Source organism: Mycobacterium sp. RTGN5 (genome assembly GCF_033804465.1).
GTDB lineage: Bacteria > Actinomycetota > Actinomycetes > Mycobacteriales > Mycobacteriaceae > Mycobacterium.
Window position 1 is genome coordinate 277972 of sequence record NZ_JAPZLA010000002.1, and the last position, 15416, is coordinate 293387.

General features: G+C 65.9%; 18 protein-coding genes. 8 read left to right on the plus strand and 10 right to left on the minus strand.

Annotated elements, in window-relative coordinates:
- Positions 1-42: 42 nt before the first annotated feature.
- Entirely contained in the window at positions 43-831 is a 789-nt protein-coding gene (locus tag SLQ31_RS13915; protein ID WP_319433507.1) for a thioesterase family protein, read from the minus strand.
- Positions 828-1667, minus strand: a complete 840-nt coding sequence (locus SLQ31_RS13920; protein WP_319433509.1) for a RecB family exonuclease — start codon at positions 1665-1667, stop codon at positions 828-830. The genes SLQ31_RS13915 and SLQ31_RS13920 overlap by 4 nt, the downstream gene beginning before the upstream one ends.
- 78 nt (positions 1668-1745) lie before the next feature.
- Between SLQ31_RS13920 and SLQ31_RS13925 the strand changes: the two genes are divergently transcribed.
- Complete coding sequence (locus tag SLQ31_RS13925; RefSeq protein WP_319433511.1) at positions 1746-2606, plus strand: tRNA (adenine-N1)-methyltransferase; 861 nt, start codon at positions 1746-1748, stop codon at positions 2604-2606.
- Between the two features lie 10 nt (positions 2607-2616).
- Here SLQ31_RS13925 and SLQ31_RS13930 read toward each other — a convergent pair whose 3' ends face one another.
- The 3 genes from SLQ31_RS13930 to SLQ31_RS13940 are packed head-to-tail and all read right to left on the minus strand — an operon-like array spanning position 2617 to position 3983.
- Positions 2617-2910, minus strand: coding sequence for a DUF503 domain-containing protein (locus tag SLQ31_RS13930; protein WP_319433513.1), 294 nt, complete (start codon positions 2908-2910; stop codon positions 2617-2619).
- On the minus strand, positions 2911-3480 hold the full coding sequence (locus tag SLQ31_RS13935; RefSeq protein ID WP_319433515.1) for a hypothetical protein: 570 nt from the start codon (positions 3478-3480) through the stop codon (positions 2911-2913).
- A gap of 11 nt (positions 3481-3491) precedes the next feature.
- Positions 3492-3983: a hypothetical protein gene (locus SLQ31_RS13940; RefSeq protein ID WP_319433517.1), complete on the minus strand. Its 492-nt coding sequence runs from the start codon at positions 3981-3983 to the stop codon at positions 3492-3494.
- Between the two features lie 148 nt (positions 3984-4131).
- On the opposite strand from SLQ31_RS13940, the gene arc reads away from it, so the two are divergent.
- Entirely contained in the window at positions 4132-5943 is a 1812-nt protein-coding gene (arc, locus tag SLQ31_RS13945) for a proteasome ATPase (protein ID WP_319433519.1), read from the plus strand.
- A 27-nt stretch (positions 5944-5970) separates the two neighbouring features.
- Here the strand turns inward: arc and SLQ31_RS13950 are convergent, their stop codons facing one another.
- The 4 genes from SLQ31_RS13950 to SLQ31_RS13965 all read right to left on the minus strand — a co-directional run bounded on the left by SLQ31_RS13950 (position 5971) and on the right by SLQ31_RS13965 (position 9315).
- Positions 5971-6261 carry a DUF732 domain-containing protein gene (locus SLQ31_RS13950; RefSeq protein ID WP_319433521.1) on the minus strand — a complete coding sequence of 97 codons (291 nt, stop codon included), beginning with the start codon at positions 6259-6261 and terminating at the stop codon, positions 5971-5973.
- Positions 6262-6415: 154 nt separating this feature from the next.
- Entirely contained in the window at positions 6416-7027 is a 612-nt protein-coding gene (locus SLQ31_RS13955; protein ID WP_319433523.1) for a hypothetical protein, read from the minus strand.
- Entirely contained in the window at positions 7011-8171 is a 1161-nt protein-coding gene (locus SLQ31_RS13960; RefSeq protein ID WP_319433525.1) for a hypothetical protein, read from the minus strand. Before SLQ31_RS13960 ends, SLQ31_RS13955 begins: the two co-directional genes overlap by 17 nt.
- A 1-nt stretch (position 8172) precedes the next feature.
- Complete coding sequence (locus SLQ31_RS13965; RefSeq protein WP_319433526.1) at positions 8173-9315, minus strand: hypothetical protein; 1143 nt, start codon at positions 9313-9315, stop codon at positions 8173-8175.
- A 129-nt stretch (positions 9316-9444) separates the two neighbouring features.
- Here SLQ31_RS13965 and dop point away from each other — a divergent pair, with 129 nt between their 5' ends.
- From dop to SLQ31_RS13995, 6 genes are all read left to right on the plus strand, one after another.
- Complete coding sequence (gene dop, locus SLQ31_RS13970) at positions 9445-10953, plus strand: depupylase/deamidase Dop (RefSeq protein ID WP_319433527.1); 1509 nt, start codon at positions 9445-9447, stop codon at positions 10951-10953.
- Positions 10954-11057: 104 nt separating this feature from the next.
- Positions 11058-11252 carry a ubiquitin-like protein Pup gene (locus SLQ31_RS13975; protein WP_319433529.1) on the plus strand — a complete coding sequence of 65 codons (195 nt, stop codon included), beginning with the start codon at positions 11058-11060 and terminating at the stop codon, positions 11250-11252.
- Positions 11249-12127 (plus strand): proteasome subunit beta, encoded by an 879-nt coding sequence (prcB, locus tag SLQ31_RS13980; RefSeq protein WP_319433531.1) that lies wholly within the window; start codon positions 11249-11251, stop codon positions 12125-12127. The genes SLQ31_RS13975 and prcB overlap by 4 nt, the downstream gene beginning before the upstream one ends.
- Positions 12128-12913 carry a proteasome subunit alpha gene (gene prcA / locus SLQ31_RS13985; RefSeq protein ID WP_319433533.1) on the plus strand — a complete coding sequence of 262 codons (786 nt, stop codon included), beginning with the start codon at positions 12128-12130 and terminating at the stop codon, positions 12911-12913. It begins immediately after the preceding gene.
- Positions 12910-13884, plus strand: coding sequence for an NAD-dependent epimerase/dehydratase family protein (locus tag SLQ31_RS13990; protein WP_319434644.1), 975 nt, complete (start codon positions 12910-12912; stop codon positions 13882-13884). Before prcA ends, SLQ31_RS13990 begins: the two co-directional genes overlap by 4 nt.
- Entirely contained in the window at positions 13877-14773 is an 897-nt protein-coding gene (locus SLQ31_RS13995; protein ID WP_319433535.1) for a hypothetical protein, read from the plus strand. Before SLQ31_RS13990 ends, SLQ31_RS13995 begins: the two co-directional genes overlap by 8 nt.
- A gap of 9 nt (positions 14774-14782) precedes the next feature.
- Here the strand turns inward: SLQ31_RS13995 and SLQ31_RS14000 are convergent, their stop codons facing one another.
- Positions 14783-15403, minus strand: a complete 621-nt coding sequence (locus SLQ31_RS14000) for a hypothetical protein (RefSeq protein ID WP_319433536.1) — start codon at positions 15401-15403, stop codon at positions 14783-14785.
- Positions 15404-15416: the final 13 nt, after the last annotated feature.

Consider the following 15416-nt stretch of genomic DNA (forward strand, 5'->3'; position numbering starts at 1 on the left):
TCCGCCAGTATTACATCTGCCGTATATACGCGCAAGCGAATATTAGCGGCGCTGCACCAACAGGGTCTGCGCGGAGGTACCGATGTACCCGTCGCGGTCGAAGAGCTCGGCCGTTGTCACGCCGATGCCGTCCGGGCCGATCGACCCACGCGCGCGGACGGCAAAATCGCTGCCGGTCGGTGCTCGGTGCAGGTGGACGGCAGTGTCGGTGTTCATGTAGATGAATTTCTGCGGATCAATCGCTGCGCCAATGCCATTGGCGGAATCGACCACCATTGCCAGCCGCTGCAGCGCGGTCGTCGGCTCGTCGTCGACCAGGTTGGCACCGGGCCTTATCCAGTACACCGTTGCCCCTGCGGACTTGTTGTATTGCGGCCGCCACTGCACCGAATCGATGTAGCCGCCGGCATCTTTCCAGTGCAGTTCCAGCGGGGCGGTCGGCCCCTCGACCAGTGGTGGGTAGCGGTCGGTCGCCGCGTCGGCGGTGTCCGAGGTGGCCAGCGCCCATGCGCTGACCCGGGCCACGGCTCGCTGTTGCCCGTCCGGGCGCGCGGCGGACATCTCGGCTGACAGCAGCGCGATACGGCTGCCGGGCCGGTCGACCCTGGCCTGCACCCGCACCTCGGTCACCGGGATGGCGCCAAGGATGTCCAGATTCAGGCGCCCGATGCGCATCCCGTCGCTCATGATCTCTTCGATGGCCTTGGTTAACAACGCCAAAGGTGGTGAGCCGTGCTGGATTTCGGGTGTCCAGTTGCTGCGGGTGTGGTCGGTGGACGCGAAGAGCTGGGCGTCGCCGTCAGTACCCAGTCGCCGGAAATAACTGCTCACGCGGCCGGCTCACCCAGCTCCACGGGCCAGCCCGGGTAGGGCGGCGGTGTGCCGCCGTAGGCCGGGCACAGCGACTGGTGGCTGCACCAGTTGCACAGCCGCGACGGCTTCGGTGGGAAATCTCCTGTGGCGCCGGCGGACTGGATCGCCCGCCAAATCGCCATCAGCGTCTTCTCGAAGCGCAGTAACTCGTCGAGCTCGGGGGTGTAGTCCAGCACCTGGCCGTCAGCCAGGTAGATCAACCGCAACCGGGTCGCCAGCACGTCGCGGGAGCGCAGCAGTGCCACGGCATAGAACTTCATCTGGAACAGTGCCTTGAACTCGGCCATCGCCCACGCCGCGGACGGCGCCTTGCCGGTCTTGTAGTCGACGACCCGGAGCTCGCCCGTGCCGGCCACGTCGATCCGGTCGACGAAGCCACGCAGCAGTGTGCCGTCGGCGAGCTCGACCTCGATGCGCTGCTCGCAACTCTGCGGGTCGAACCGGGTCGGATCTTCGAGCCGGTAGTAGCCGGTCAGCAAGGCCCGCGCCTCGGTCAGCAACGTGGCGCGCTGCTCGTCAGTGAAGCCGTCCGCGAGATCGGGGTGCTCGGCCAGTACCCGGTCGGCGGCCGAATCGACCAGCGACAACGCGGTCTGCGGGCCACGCTCCGCAGCCGGCATGCCGTAGAGCTGCTCAAGGGCGGCGTGCACCACCGATCCACGCAGCTGCGCGGTCGACGGCGGCTCAGGAAGCCGGTCGACCGCCCGGAAGCGGTACAGCAGCGGGCACTGCTTGAAATCGGCGGCCCGCGACGGCGACAGCGCGGGACGCGGTCGATCCGCCTGATCAGACATAAGTCGCAGCTTAAGACGCCTGCCCGACAAGCAGACGGCACGTCGCACGGTGAGTCGGCTGTGGCAGGCTGAACGGCTGTGACCGACGACGCTGCCACTCCGCGAACGACCGGTCCCTTCGTCATCGGGGACCGCGTGCAGCTCACCGACCCCAAGGGGCGTCACTACACGATGCTGCTGAATCCGGGCAGCGAGTTCCACACTCACCGCGGCGCGATCGAGCACGACACGGTGATCGGCCTGCCGGAGGGCAGTGTGGTCAAGTCGACCAACGGCGACGCGTTTCTGGTGCTCCGGCCGTTGCTCATCGACTACGTGCTCTCGATGCCGCGCGGCGCCCAGGTCATCTACCCCAAGGATGCCGCCCAGATCGTCCATGAGGGCGATATCTTCCCCGGCGCCAGGGTCCTGGAGGCCGGAGCCGGTTCGGGGGCACTGACGTGCTCCCTGCTGCGTGCCGTCGGCCCCGGCGGCGAGGTGATTTCGTACGAGGTGCGTGACGACCACGCCGTGCACGCCCAGCGCAACGTTGCGACGTTTTTCGGGCAGCAACCGGAGAACTGGCGATTGATCATCGGCGACATCGTCGACTCCGACCTTGCCGAGGCCTCCGTCGATCGGGTCGTGCTGGACATGCTGGCGCCGTGGGACGTGCTCGACACCGTCGCCCGGCTGTTGATCCCCGGCGGCGTACTGATGATCTACGTGGCGACCGTGACTCAGCTGTCCAAAACCGTTGAGCTGTTGCGCGAACAGCAGTGCTGGACCGAACCGAGGGCCTGGGAGTCGCTGCAGCGCGGCTGGAACGTCGTCGGCCTCGCGGTACGCCCGCAGCACAACATGCGTGGCCACACCGCGTTCCTGATCTCGGCGCGCCGGCTTGCCCCGGGCACGGTCACACCCACCCCGCTACGCCGCAAGCGCCAGGCGCCGGCCTGATAGCCCAGCGCTAGTCGTCGCTGCGGTGTAGCCCGCGCCTCACCGAGAGCAGCTCGACCTCGGGACGCGCGGCCACCAACCGTTCGGCGGCGTCGAGCACTTCGACGACGTGCGCGCGATCGCCGGCCACGACGGCCACCCCGATGCCGGCTCGTCGGTGCAGGTCGGGGGAGCCGGTCTCGGCGGCGGAGAGCGTGAATCGTCGCCGCAGTTCGGCAATGATCGGGCGCACGACGGCCCGTTTGTCCTTCAACGAGTGGACGTCACCGAGCAGGACGTCGAATTCCAGCCAGCCGATCCACATTCAGCGTGGCGGGGTCGGGATCGGGCTGGGGCCGGGCGGGCTGGTGGGACTGGCGCCGCCTCTGGCATTGCCGAAGGCCAGCAGCATGTTCGCCGTCTCGCGCGACAGCTGCCAGGCGCCTTTGTCCTGGCGGAACTCCATCGGGAAGGTGAAGTTGCCGGGGTTGGCGGGATTCGACGTCGTGACGTTGATCGAAGCCAGGGCGTCACCCGGTTGGCGATCCGACCACCGAATTTCGCTGGCGGTGAACGTCAGTGGGCTGAAGCCGCCGTCGCGCAGCGCCGCCGCGAACGTGTCGATGGTCGCGGCATCGTCAGGCGTGGTGGCCTCCACGAGCTGCAGCTTGTCGGAGCCTTTGACCGCCGGATCGGCCATCCGGTAGAGCACGTCGGTCAGCGCGTCGGGACTCGGCAAGGCCGCCGCGGTGGGCTCCGCCGGTGCCAACGACGTCGACGACTGCTCGAACGGGCTCTGAGTCGACTTCGACTCGACGTGCTCAGAACACCCCGAGAGGCTGAGCGCCGCCACGATCGTGACGGCGCTCAGAACTCCGAACGGGGGATAACGCATCCAGTGGCGACTCAGCTGGCGCCGGACATCAGCGCCATGGCCGACTGCTTCGTCAGCTGCCAACCGGTCGGGCTCGGGCCCGTAATGAACTGAATGTTCTGGGTGGCGGTTTGGCCGTTGGCCGCGGTCGCGGTGACGTTAGCCGTCGCGGTCGGGCCTTCCTGATCGATATCCACCACATTGAAGCTCAGCGGGAACAACCCCTTGGCCGAGGCGTTGTTGAACGCCCGGTCTGCGCCGATGCCCTCGATGCGCCCCAGGCCGCCCTGAATGTAGGAGGCCTTGACGCCCGAGAACGATCCGCCGCCCTGGAGGCCGTCGAGGGTGGCTACGAGCTGGCCTTGGAGCTCAGGAGCGGGCGCCTGCGGCAATGGTGCGCCGAAGACGACGGGCTGAACCGCCGGGGCCATCGGCGAGCTAAATGCAACCGACGTCACACCGGCGGCGGCACCGCCGACGATCGCGGCGGCGGCAATGCCCGTGGCTAGCAGTTTTACAGTCACGGCTGTCCTCTCGTTCGACCCGACTCGTTAGAAAGATTAACAGTGTTGCCAGTGTGTCGAAATTCCCCGAACGCACATGATCGAGGATCGGCCGGTAGCGTTGAGGTATCCGCCGCACCAACTCTCGGGTGCGGGAGAGGAGCGCAACATGAGCGAGGCACAAGACCCCCAACTGTCGAGCGAGGATGCTGCCGAACTCGAGGAGCTGCGCCGAGAGGCGTCGGTCCTTCGTGAGCAGCTGGAGAACGCAGTGGGACAAGGCAGCGCCCGCAGTGCTCGTGACGTCCATCAGCTCGAGGCCCGCATCGACTCCCTGGCGGCGCGCAACGCCAAACTCATGGACACCCTCAAAGAAGCCCGCCAACAGTTGCTCGCGCTCCGCGAGGAGGTCGACCGGCTGGGTCAACCGCCGAGCGGATACGGCGTTCTGTTGGTTGCCCACGACGATGACACCGTCGACGTCTTCACCTCGGGCCGCAAGATGCGGCTCACCTGCTCGCCCAATATCGATGTCAAGTCGCTGAAGCAAGGCCAGACGGTCCGCCTCAACGAGGCCCTGACCGTGGTCGAGGCCGGCAACTACGAGTCCGTCGGCGAAATCAGCACCCTGCGCGAAATCCTTGCCGACGGCCACCGCGCGCTGGTGGTCGGCCACGCCGACGAGGAACGCATCGTGTGGCTGGCCGAACCGCTCGTCACCCAGGAAGATCTGCCGCCGGAGATCGCGGCCGGCCTCACTGAAGCCGAGTTGGACAAGCGCCCGCGCAGGCTGCGCCCCGGGGACTCGCTGCTGGTCGACACCAAAGCCGGCTACGCGTTCGAGCGCATCCCCAAGGCCGAGGTGGAGGACTTGGTCCTAGAGGAGGTGCCCGACGTCAGCTACGAGGACATCGGTGGCCTGACCCGGCAGATCGAGCAGATCCGCGACGCCGTGGAACTGCCGTTCCTGCACAAGGACCTCTACCGCGAATACGCGCTTCGCCCGCCCAAGGGTGTGCTGCTCTACGGTCCGCCCGGCTGCGGTAAGACGTTGATCGCCAAGGCTGTTGCCAATTCACTGGCCAAGAAGATGGCCGAGGTGCGTGGCGACGATGCTCGCGAGGCGAAGTCGTACTTCCTCAACATCAAGGGCCCGGAACTGCTGAACAAGTTCGTCGGCGAGACCGAGCGCCACATCCGGCTGATCTTCCAGCGGGCCCGCGAAAAGGCTTCCGAGGGAACGCCGGTCATCGTGTTCTTCGACGAGATGGACTCCATCTTCCGCACCCGGGGTACCGGCGTGAGCTCGGACGTGGAGACGACGGTCGTGCCCCAGCTGCTCTCCGAGATCGACGGCGTGGAGGGGCTGGAGAACGTCATCGTGATCGGTGCCTCCAACCGCGAGGACATGATCGATCCGGCGATCCTGCGGCCCGGCCGCCTGGACGTGAAGATCAAGATCGAGCGGCCGGATGCCGAAGCGGCACTGGACATCTTCAGCAAGTACCTGGTCGAAGATCTGCCGGTGAACGTCGATGATCTGGCCGAATTCGGCGGCGACCGCGGACTGTGCATCAGGGCGATGATCGAGAAGGTCGTCGACCGGATGTACGCCGAGATCGACGACAACCGTTTCCTGGAAGTCACCTACGCCAATGGTGACAAGGAAGTCATGTACTTCAAGGACTTCAACTCGGGTGCGATGATTCAGAACGTCGTGGACCGGGCCAAGAAGTATGCGATCAAGTCAGTCCTGGAGACCGGGCAGAGGGGTCTGCGGATCCAGCACCTGCTCGACTCGATCGTCGACGAGTTCGCCGAGAACGAGGACCTGCCCAACACCACGAATCCTGATGACTGGGCGCGGATCTCGGGCAAGAAGGGCGAGCGGATCGTCTACATCCGCACGCTGGTCACCGGCAAGAGCTCGAGTGCCAGCCGCGCCATCGACACCGAGAGCAACCTGGGCCAGTACCTCTAGGCGCACTGGCCCCAGGTCGCCTCGACGTCAGTGCCCGCAGAGGTTCGTGGCTGCTGCGCTGTAGAAGAACGCGGCATCCTTCGGCTCGACGCCGTCGGTGGTGTTATCCGAGATCGTCTGCATCGTGGTCGCCTGGGGCACGCCGGCGGCGATGTCGCTGCAGATGTGCTGTCCCACGGCCACCGCGGTAGCGGCCGGCCCGGTCCAGCCGTCGTTGGCGAGCACCTTGATGAACGAGTCCTGGTCGGCAGCGGCCGGTGCGGCGAGTGCCATGCCAAGTCCCAGTGCGGCAATACCAGTGATCAGAAATTTCTTCATGTCGGTTTCCTTTACCCCGAAGTTGCGCTTCTGCCGAATCTGGCTGCGCAATATCGCCGCAGTTTATGGGAAGAAACGCCTTACGGGAGCGATATCGTCGTCCGCGTAAGTTTGTTACAGGGCACTATTTGAATTCAAAATTACAGTAATGAATTCAAAATTCAAGCGAGTAGCTGTTGGCGAAATTGTCCTGGGTGACGTGCGCGTCTCGGGTCGTGGTGTCCACCCTGAGCCGCTCCGTCAGCGTGCGGGTTTCATAGCGCCAGCCGTCCGGCAGTGTCAGGCGTGCGGCCAGGTCCGGCAGACTGGCGACGCTGAGGCCGGCGTCGACGCCTTGGCTGTAGGTCTGCATGACCCAGCGCCGCCCCTGCGGGTCGACGAGCTCGAAAACCGGCCGCCCGGCGTCGAAATTGAACACCGTTTTGCGATCCACCTGGTTGACGCTGTACGGAGCGGGACTCATCGACGACAGCTTGACCGTGGCCTGCCGCATCATGTCGATACCGCCGAAGGTCTTGGTGTCCGGCTGTCCCTGCGCATCCTTCTCGATGCTGCTCATCAGCCAGTGCCGCGGTCCGTTCAACAGTGCCGCGATCGCGCCGTGTTCCTTGGCGATCGCCTCGGCGTCGAGCTTGTCCCACAGTTCGGCGGGGCAGTCGTTGAGGGGAAAGCTGCAGTAGACGCTGGCTTCCGGGCCGTCCTCGCCCGCGGTGACCAGCAGCACTTCCCCGTAACGCCGATCGAACACGTCATTGCGCTCTGTCATCGCCTGTCTCCATCTCCAGATACGCGTCGCGGCCGGCCAGGCTCACCGCGACATCGGCGATCAACGGGTCGAAGAACCGCTGCCGGTACAGCGGGTCGACGCTGGTGCTGACGGTGAAGTACAACCCGGACAGCACCGCCACGAACAGTGAAGTGTGCACCACGGTCTGGGGGATCGGGACGTGGATACCGAACCATGTTCCGGCACAGGGCGGTTCGCCAACGGGGCAGGACTGCTCGGACGACCACAACACGGTGACGTCGTCGGGGATCGCGATCGTTCCCAGCGCCAGGAAAAACGCGAACAGCCCGGTGGTGAAGAACACCACCTGGATCGCCTGCGCGACGACCATCACCGCAACGACGTTCGCCTGCTCGGCCAACGACAGTGGCGTGCGGGCCGGGTCGGATTCTCCTGCGAGCGGGGTGTCGGCCAGCAGCGTCGCGGTGTCGCGCTGACCGGAGCGATCATCGCGCAGCGCCTTCACCTCGTCGCGAATCGTCACCACCATGAACACGATTGCCACCAGCGAGAGGAAACCGATTGTCTGCCAGAGTCGTTCGCGGGTCATTCGGGCCGACAACTGCCACAGTTCACCGGTGAAATACACCACAACGGTCAGCATCAGTAGGGGGAGCGCTCGGCTCATCAACGTCCCGAGCGCACCGAACTGCACCCAGGCAAACCGGAACGCCCACAAGACAATCGACCCGATGCCGAGATAGGTCAGCCACACCGCAACGACCGCGACGATGCCGAAACCGGCGACCTCGGCGGCCGTCAGGCCGGTCCACCCGCGGTCGGCCAGCGGGAAGCCGATCACGAACAACGCCATCACGACCAGGGCGGCACTGCGCCGCCCGGCCTCACTGCGCGTCGTTCCCGCCTGGTGCAGCAGGTACAGAACGAAGGGCGCCGCGGTCAGCACCACGGCCATGATCGCCAACCGCACGACGGTGCCGACCTCGGCGCTGCCGTCGCTGAAATCGGCGATCAAGGCCGTCACGGCGATCAACGCTCCGATGCCGCTGACCACCGGCGCCGAGCGCACGATCAAGGCCCGCGAGCGCACCCGTCGGGTCAGCACCAGCGGCAGACCCCGGCCCAGGAACCACTCGTGGACTTCTCGCGTATCGGCGGTCATGTCAGCGGCCCTTGCGGGTCGAGCGGTACCGGTCTCGCGCCACCAATGTGCGGCGCAAATCCGCCAGCAGCGGGTCGAGGAATTGTGAGCGATATTCCTTGTCGGTCACCGCCTTTGCCGCCAAATACATGAATGTGATGGCGGTCAGCATCATCGTCGTTTGAATGAGGGGATCGGGAATGGGCAGTGTCATGCCGAGGATGTGGCCGTCGTTGCTGCCCGCGCCGCGCGTCCACGAATCCAGCAGTGGCGGGCTGACGACGATCAGCCCGAGCACCAGGAAGATCGAGCCGGTGGCCACCGCAACGGTCAGCACCTGACCCACTTGTGAGGCGGCGACGACGAACACCACATTGGCGCGTTCGGTCCGCGACAGCAGATCGGCGCCGGGCTCGTCGGCAATGCCTTCGAATGGCGTGCCGGCCAGGCGATCCTGGTCCTCGATCGGGGGCTCGGGTGCCTCGAGGATCGGGCGGACGCGCTCCAGCGTGCTCGAGATCAGGAATGCCGAGGCGATCAGGAACAGGAAGCCGAGGGCCAGCCACAGTCGTTGGCGGCTGACGATCGCTGCCATCAACCAGACATAGGTGTTGAAGAACACCAGGAACGTGAGCAGCACGACCGGCAACGCCCGGACGAACATGCCGCTGGCCAGCGCGAGGTTCGACATCGTGTCACGGGCTGCCCAGCCCAGAATCGAGCCGACGCCGGAGGCCGTGGCCACCACGATGACGCCGATGGCGATCGCCGACATGACCAGATTCACGAACACCCGCGGGCTGGGACCGCCGAAAACGCAGCCGAGGACGATCACCGCCAGACAGACGTTGGCAGCAGCCACCCGCTTGAGCGGGGTACTGATCCGCGCCACCAGCCAGCCGGCCAGTCCCGCCACCGGAAGCACCAGGACCACCAGCGCGAGCAGGAATCCCTCGGTGACGGTCGGATGGCCGTCGATGTCGATGGTGTGCTTGCCCGACAACGCCACCACCAGAATGGAGTTGGCGGCGATCACCGACAAACCAGCCAGCGCGGGAGCCGAGCGACCCCACACGCGCCGGATCAGGGCGCCGCGGCGCACCACCGCCGGAAGTCCTCGAACCAGAAACCACCGCTCTTCGGCGTAGCGGTCGGGTGATGTCATCGTTGCGTGGCTCCGATGTGGAGACTCTTTCTACGGACGCGGCGGGTGAGGTCACCCTAGCGGGAAGTCTCCTTATCCACGCGCGAGGCGCGCGACACCACCTGTCCCAGGCCCCGTAGGCTGGCGGCCATGCACAGGATCATCGGGACCGAGGTCGAATACGGCATCTCTTCGCCGTCCGATCCGACTGCCAATCCGATCCTGACCTCGACGCAAGCGGTGCTGGCATACGCCGCGGCCGCAGGTATTCAGCGCGCCAAGCGCACCCGTTGGGATTATGAGGTGGAGTCACCGCTGCGCGACGCGCGAGGGTTCGACCTCAGCCGGTCCGCGGGGCCGCCGCCGGTGGTCGACGCCGACGAGGTCGGCGCCGCCAACATGATCCTGACCAACGGCGCCCGGCTCTACGTCGACCATGCTCACCCGGAGTACTCGGCTCCCGAGGTCACCGATCCCATGGACGCGGTGATCTGGGACAAGGCCGGCGAGCGGGTCATGGAGGCCGCGGCCCGGCACGTCGCCAGCGTGCCCGGCGCGGCCAAGCTGCAGTTGTACAAGAACAACGTCGATGGCAAGGGTGCCTCCTACGGCACGCACGAGAACTATCTGATGAGCCGCCAGACACCGTTCTCGGCGATCATCTCGGGGTTCACGCCGTTCCTGGTGTCCCGTCAGGTGGTCTCGGGTTCGGGCCGGGTCGGTATCGGGCCCTCCGGTGACGAGCCCGGTTTCCAGCTATCCCAGCGTGCCGACTACATCGAGGTCGAGGTCGGGCTGGAGACCACCCTCAAGCGCGGCATCATCAACACCCGCGACGAGCCGCATGCCGATGCCGACAAATACCGGCGGCTCCACGTCATCATCGGCGACGCCAACCTCGCTGAGACGTCGACGTATCTGAAGGTGGGCACCGCGTCGCTGGTACTCGATCTGATCGAGGAAGGCCCCCAATTCGGCCTGGATCTCTCGGATCTGGCGCTGGCCCGCCCGGTGCATGCAGTGCACGTGATCAGCAGGGACCCGTCGCTGCGGGCCACGGTGGCGCTGGCCGACGGCCGCGAGCTGACCGCGCTGGCCATGCAGCGCATCTACCTGGAGCGGGTGGCCAAGCTGGTCGACGCCCGGGACCCTGATCCGACCGCCTCGCGGGTCGTCGAAACCTGGGCGCACGTGCTTGACCTGCTGGAACGCGATCCGATGGAGTGTGCGGAGCTGCTGGACTGGCCGGCCAAGCTGCGGCTGCTGGAAGGCTTCCGGCAGCGGGAAAACCTCGGCTGGTCGGCGCCGCGCCTGCATCTGGTCGACCTGCAGTACTCCGATGTACGGCTCGACAAGGGTCTCTACAACCGGCTGGTGGCGCGGGGATCGATGAAACGTCTCGTCACCGAGCAACAGGTGATCGATGCCGTCGACAACCCGCCGACCGACACCCGGGCGTACTTCCGCGGCGAATGCCTGCGCCGGTTCGGTGCGGACATCGCGGCGGCGAGCTGGGACTCGGTGATCTTCGATCTGGGCGGGGATTCGCTGGTGCGCATTCCGACTCTCGAGCCCCTGCGAGGCAGTAAAGCCCACGTGGGTGCCTTGCTCGATTCGGTCGACACCGCAGCGCAACTCGTGGAACAACTCACGACCTGACATTCGTTAGAGGGAGCATTACCGGACTCGACCGGTAGTGTGAAGGGACCGGCGGCCCGGCCGAATGGCACGACACAGTCGCCGATAACGAGCAGGAGGCAGCGATGGCTCAAGAGCAGACCAAGCGCGGGGGCGGTGGCGGCGAGGATGACGACGTCTCCAGCAACGGCGCCGGCGGCCAGGAGCGTCGCGACAAGCTTGCCGAGGAGACCGACGACCTGCTGGACGAGATCGATGATGTCCTGGAGGAGAACGCCGAGGATTTCGTGCGCGCATATGTCCAAAAGGGCGGACAGTGACCTGGCCTTTTTCCGATCGCCTGGCCACTAGTTCACCCCTTACGGATCTATCCTCGTTTTCCGATTTCCTGCGACGGGAAGCTCCGCAGTTGCTGCCGACCAGCACCGGCGCGACCGGTGTGCTGCCCGGTGACGCGCTGCCGCATGGCACCACGATCGTCGCGCTGAAATATCCGGGCGGGGTGCTGATCGCCGGTGATCGCCGCTCGACGCAGGGCAACATGATCGCCGGCCGCGACGTGCAGAAGGTGTACATCACCGACGACTACACAGCCACCGGCATCGCCGGCACTGCGGCCATCGCCGTCGAGTTCGCGCGGCTGTACGCGGTCGAGCTGGAGCACTACGAGAAGGTCGAGGGCGTCCCGCTGACGTTCCCCGGCAAGGTGAACCGACTCTCGACTATGGTGCGCGGCAATCTCGGTGCGGCACTGCAGGGATTCGTCGCACTGCCGCTGCTGGTGGGTTACGACCTCGACGATTCGAACCCGGTGGGCGCGGGGCGGATCGTGTCGTTCGACGCCGCCGGCGGCTGGAACATCGAGGAAGAGGGCTACCACTCGGTCGGCTCCGGCTCGATCTTCGCCAAGTCATCGATCAAGAAGCTGTATTCCGCTGTCACCGATGCTGATTCGGCGTTGCGGGCGGCCGTCGAGGCCCTCTACGACGCCGCCGACGACGACTCCGCGACCGGTGGTCCGGATCTGGTGCGCGGCATCTTCCCGACCGCCGTCACCATCGAGGCCGAAGGCGCCGCCGACGTGCCCGAGCAGCGGATTGCGGCGCTGGCGCGTGAGGTGATCGAAAAGCGTTCCCAGACCAACTCATTCGGGCCCGGCAGTGGCCCCAGCAACGAAGCACCGCGGGTGGACTAAGTGAGCTTCCCATATTTCATCTCGCCTGAGCAGGCGATGCGTGAGCGTTCCGAACTTGCGCGCAAGGGCATTGCCCGGGGCCGCAGCGTGGTCGTGCTCGCTTACGACTCCGGCGTCTTGTTCGTGGCGGAGAACCCATCGCGGTCACTGCAGAAGGTCAGTGAGCTCTATGACCGGATCGGCTTCGCGGCCGTCGGCCGGTTCAACGAGTTCGACAACCTGCGCCGGGGCGGTATTCAATTCGCCGACACCCGCGGCTACGCCTACGACCGTCGCGATGTGACGGGCCGTCAGCTCGCCAACGTCTACGCGCAGACCCTCGGGACGATCTTCACCGAGCAGGCCAAGCCGTACGAGGTGGAACTGTGTGTGGCCGAGGTGGCCCACTACGGCGAAACGAAACCCCCTGAGCTGTACCGCATCACCTATGACGGCTCGATCGCCGACGAACCGCATTTCGTCGTCATGGGCGGCACTACCGAACCGATCATCACCGCGCTCAAGGAGTCCTACACCGAGAATCCCGCACTTGGTGATGCGGTCCGGATCGCCCTCGAAGCGTTGCAGGCAGGCATCAACGGCACCGGCAGCACCAGTAGCGGCAGTAGCGCTACGCCGGCCGCCGAGCCGCGCGTGCTGAGCCCCGCCACACTCGAAGTCGCCATCCTGGACTCCAAGCGGCCGCGACGGGCGTTCCGGCGGATCACCGGCTCGGCGCTCGATGCGCTTCTGCCCAAGGCCGACGCCGCCCCTGCAGATGAGCCTGCCGCAGGGGAAGACTCCTGACTCAACTCGTCATCGGGGCCAGTGGGTTCCTCGGCTCGCATGTGACGCGCCAGCTGGTCGCCAGTGGCGCTGACGTGAGAGTGATGGTCCGCAAGACCAGTTCGACGAAAGGTATCGACGACCTCGACGTCGAACGGCACTACGGCGACATCTTCGACGACGAGGCGCTGCGTTCCGCGATGAACGGCTGCGATGTCGTCTATTACTGCGTGGTCGACGCCAGGATGTGGTTGCGCGATCCGGCCCCGCTGTTCCGGACGAATGTCGAGGGCCTGCGCCACGTGCTGGACGCCGCCGTTGACGCCGGGCTGAGCAAGTTCGTCTTCACCAGCACCACAGGCACATTGGCGATCGGCGACGGTAAGCCCGTCACCGAGGCCGACCCGCACAATTGGACCGGTGGCGGCCCGTACATCGAGGCCCGGGTCCAGGCCGAGGACCTGGTGCTGAGCTACGCCCGCGACAAGGGGTTGCCCGCCGTCGCGCTGTGCATCTCGACCACCTACGGGCCCGGCGACTGGCAGCCGACGCCACACGGCTCGCTCGTCGCGCAGGTCGCTGCCGGTCGCTTCCCGTTCTACCTCGGTTTCTCCTCGGAGGTCGTCGGCATCGAAGATGCCGCGCGCGCAATGCTTCTCGCGGCCGAGCGAGGCCGGGCAGGGGAGCGGTACATCATCTCCGATCGGTACCTGAGCACCCGCGAGGTGCACGAGATCGCCGCTGACGCCGTCGGAGCCACCCGGCCGCGCATCAAGATTCCGTTGCCGCTGCTCTACGCCGGCGCCCACGCCAACGACCTCGCGTCCCGGCTGCTGCGCCGCGACCTGCCCTTCGCGGTGGCCGGAATTCGGATGGCGCAACTGATGTCGCCGCTGGATCACAGCAAGGCCGAGCGTGAACTGGGCTGGCAGCCGGAGCCCGTGGCGGAGTCGATTCGCAGTGCGGCAAGGTTCTTCGTCGAGCATGGGTAGTCGGTTGCGGGCGGCAGCGGTCATGGCGGCGATGGTTGTCGTGCTGGGCGGCTGCGCCGGCAAATCCGATTCGCCGGCTTCCGAGTCACAGGCCACCGTGTCGGTCGCTGAGGCTGAGGCACCGGCCGAGGATTCGCCGGCCAAAGAGTCTGACGCTACCCCGGATCCGGCCGACGCGCCGGTGCCGGACATTGACGAGTCCGCTTATGTCAGTGGTGGATTCGCTGCCGAGGGAGCCGGGGGACTGGGCACCATTGGCTACGGATGGGCCGACGACTCCGGTTCGGTCATCGGCCACCTGACCGTCGACCATCTGGCGCGCGACACCAGCACCCCGGACGCGGTGGAAACCGGTCAGGTGGAATTCACGCCCACCAAGAACTTCCCGATGCCGTCCAACCCGCAGGTTCCGGTGCTGAAGACGACCGGCAACGTCGACGTGGCCGTCATCGGCCCCGTCGACGACAAGCTGGCGCCCGTCGTGGAGCTGTCGGACGGCACCCGGCTGATCGCCACCGATTATGCGGAGGCAGGCGAAATCACGGTGGGACAACGTGTTTGCCACAGTGGGCAGAACGAGCTGACGGCGACGTTGCACGAAGTCTGTGGTCACGTGGTCGATGTCGGTGCGACGTCGCACTGCGCACCCAACAAAGGATCCAGCACCTGCGTGGTGTCGGTGCGTAGCGACCGGTCCGACGGATATCCCGGCGACCATGGCGATTCGGGCGCCGCGGCGTACACGTACAACCCGAACGGGACGATCACCATCGTCGGCACGTACAAGAGCGCGAACGGCGGCGACGGAACCGGACAATTCGAACCGACGTATGCGGCGATCGAATCCTTCGGTGGCCATCCCTACACGACCAGGGATTTGCCCCGCTAGCAAGTGATTTCAGCTGGCTGCCGTCGGGTGGTCGGTAGAAAGTATGCGGATGACGTCCAGCACGTTCGTACCGTCGAGTTGCAGGCTCTTGTCGATGAGTTGGGCGAAAGTGTCCGCAACGTTCTGATCGCTGACCCGCGACGCGAGGATGTCGCCGAGTTCCCGGCCGTTGGCGATCAGGTCGGCGGGTATAGGCGGCGCGGGCGTCGCGCCGGCGGTGGGCTCGAGGGCGGTCGCCTTCGCCACGACGTACGTCACATCCAACACGAATCGGAGAACCCTGCTCCGGAGTTGGTTGTCCTCCTTGAGGATCCGGGTGAGGTCTCGTGTCGCGTCGACATCGAGCTCGTCAAGTGTCCTCGCGATCGGCGAATCGGGGAAGCGACGGTGCATGTTGCAGAGCGGAAAATAGAGAATATTGGCTTCGGTGGAATTCTCGGATGGTTCGTCGGGCGACGACACATGTTCCGTGAACAGCGATTGCATGACCCGAGGTGGTGGCGCACTGGAGGCAGGGGTGACTTCGCCACCCGAACTTCGGCAGGCGATGACGTCCGACATGTCGTACACCCGCATTCCATTCAGCTCGCCGCCTACGCAAATGCCGATGAGCGGTGGTTCGATAGGCATTTCTTGTCCCCCT

Bases quoted from the DNA above. Each gene is read 5' to 3' on its own strand.
- SLQ31_RS13920 (WP_319433509.1), bottom strand. From the start codon at position 1,667: ATGTCTGATCAGGCGGATCGACCGCGTCCCGCGCTGTCGCCGTCGCGG.
- SLQ31_RS13955 (WP_319433523.1), bottom strand. From the start codon at position 7,027: ATGACAGAGCGCAATGACGTGTTCGATCGGCGTTACGGGGAAGTGCTG.
- arc (WP_319433519.1), top strand. From the start codon at position 4,132: ATGAGCGAGGCACAAGACCCCCAACTGTCGAGCGAGGATGCTGCCGAA.
- dop (WP_319433527.1), top strand. From the start codon at position 9,445: ATGCACAGGATCATCGGGACCGAGGTCGAATACGGCATCTCTTCGCCG.
- SLQ31_RS13995 (WP_319433535.1), top strand. From the start codon at position 13,877: ATGGGTAGTCGGTTGCGGGCGGCAGCGGTCATGGCGGCGATGGTTGTC.
- SLQ31_RS13935 (WP_319433515.1), bottom strand. From the start codon at position 3,480: ATGCGTTATCCCCCGTTCGGAGTTCTGAGCGCCGTCACGATCGTGGCG.
- SLQ31_RS13975 (WP_319433529.1), top strand. From the start codon at position 11,058: ATGGCTCAAGAGCAGACCAAGCGCGGGGGCGGTGGCGGCGAGGATGAC.
- SLQ31_RS13930 (WP_319433513.1), bottom strand. From the start codon at position 2,910: ATGTGGATCGGCTGGCTGGAATTCGACGTCCTGCTCGGTGACGTCCAC.
- SLQ31_RS13950 (WP_319433521.1), bottom strand. From the start codon at position 6,261: ATGAAGAAATTTCTGATCACTGGTATTGCCGCACTGGGACTTGGCATG.
- SLQ31_RS14000 (WP_319433536.1), bottom strand. From the start codon at position 15,403: ATGCCTATCGAACCACCGCTCATCGGCATTTGCGTAGGCGGCGAGCTG.
- SLQ31_RS13960 (WP_319433525.1), bottom strand. From the start codon at position 8,171: ATGACCGCCGATACGCGAGAAGTCCACGAGTGGTTCCTGGGCCGGGGT.
- SLQ31_RS13965 (WP_319433526.1), bottom strand. From the start codon at position 9,315: ATGACATCACCCGACCGCTACGCCGAAGAGCGGTGGTTTCTGGTTCGA.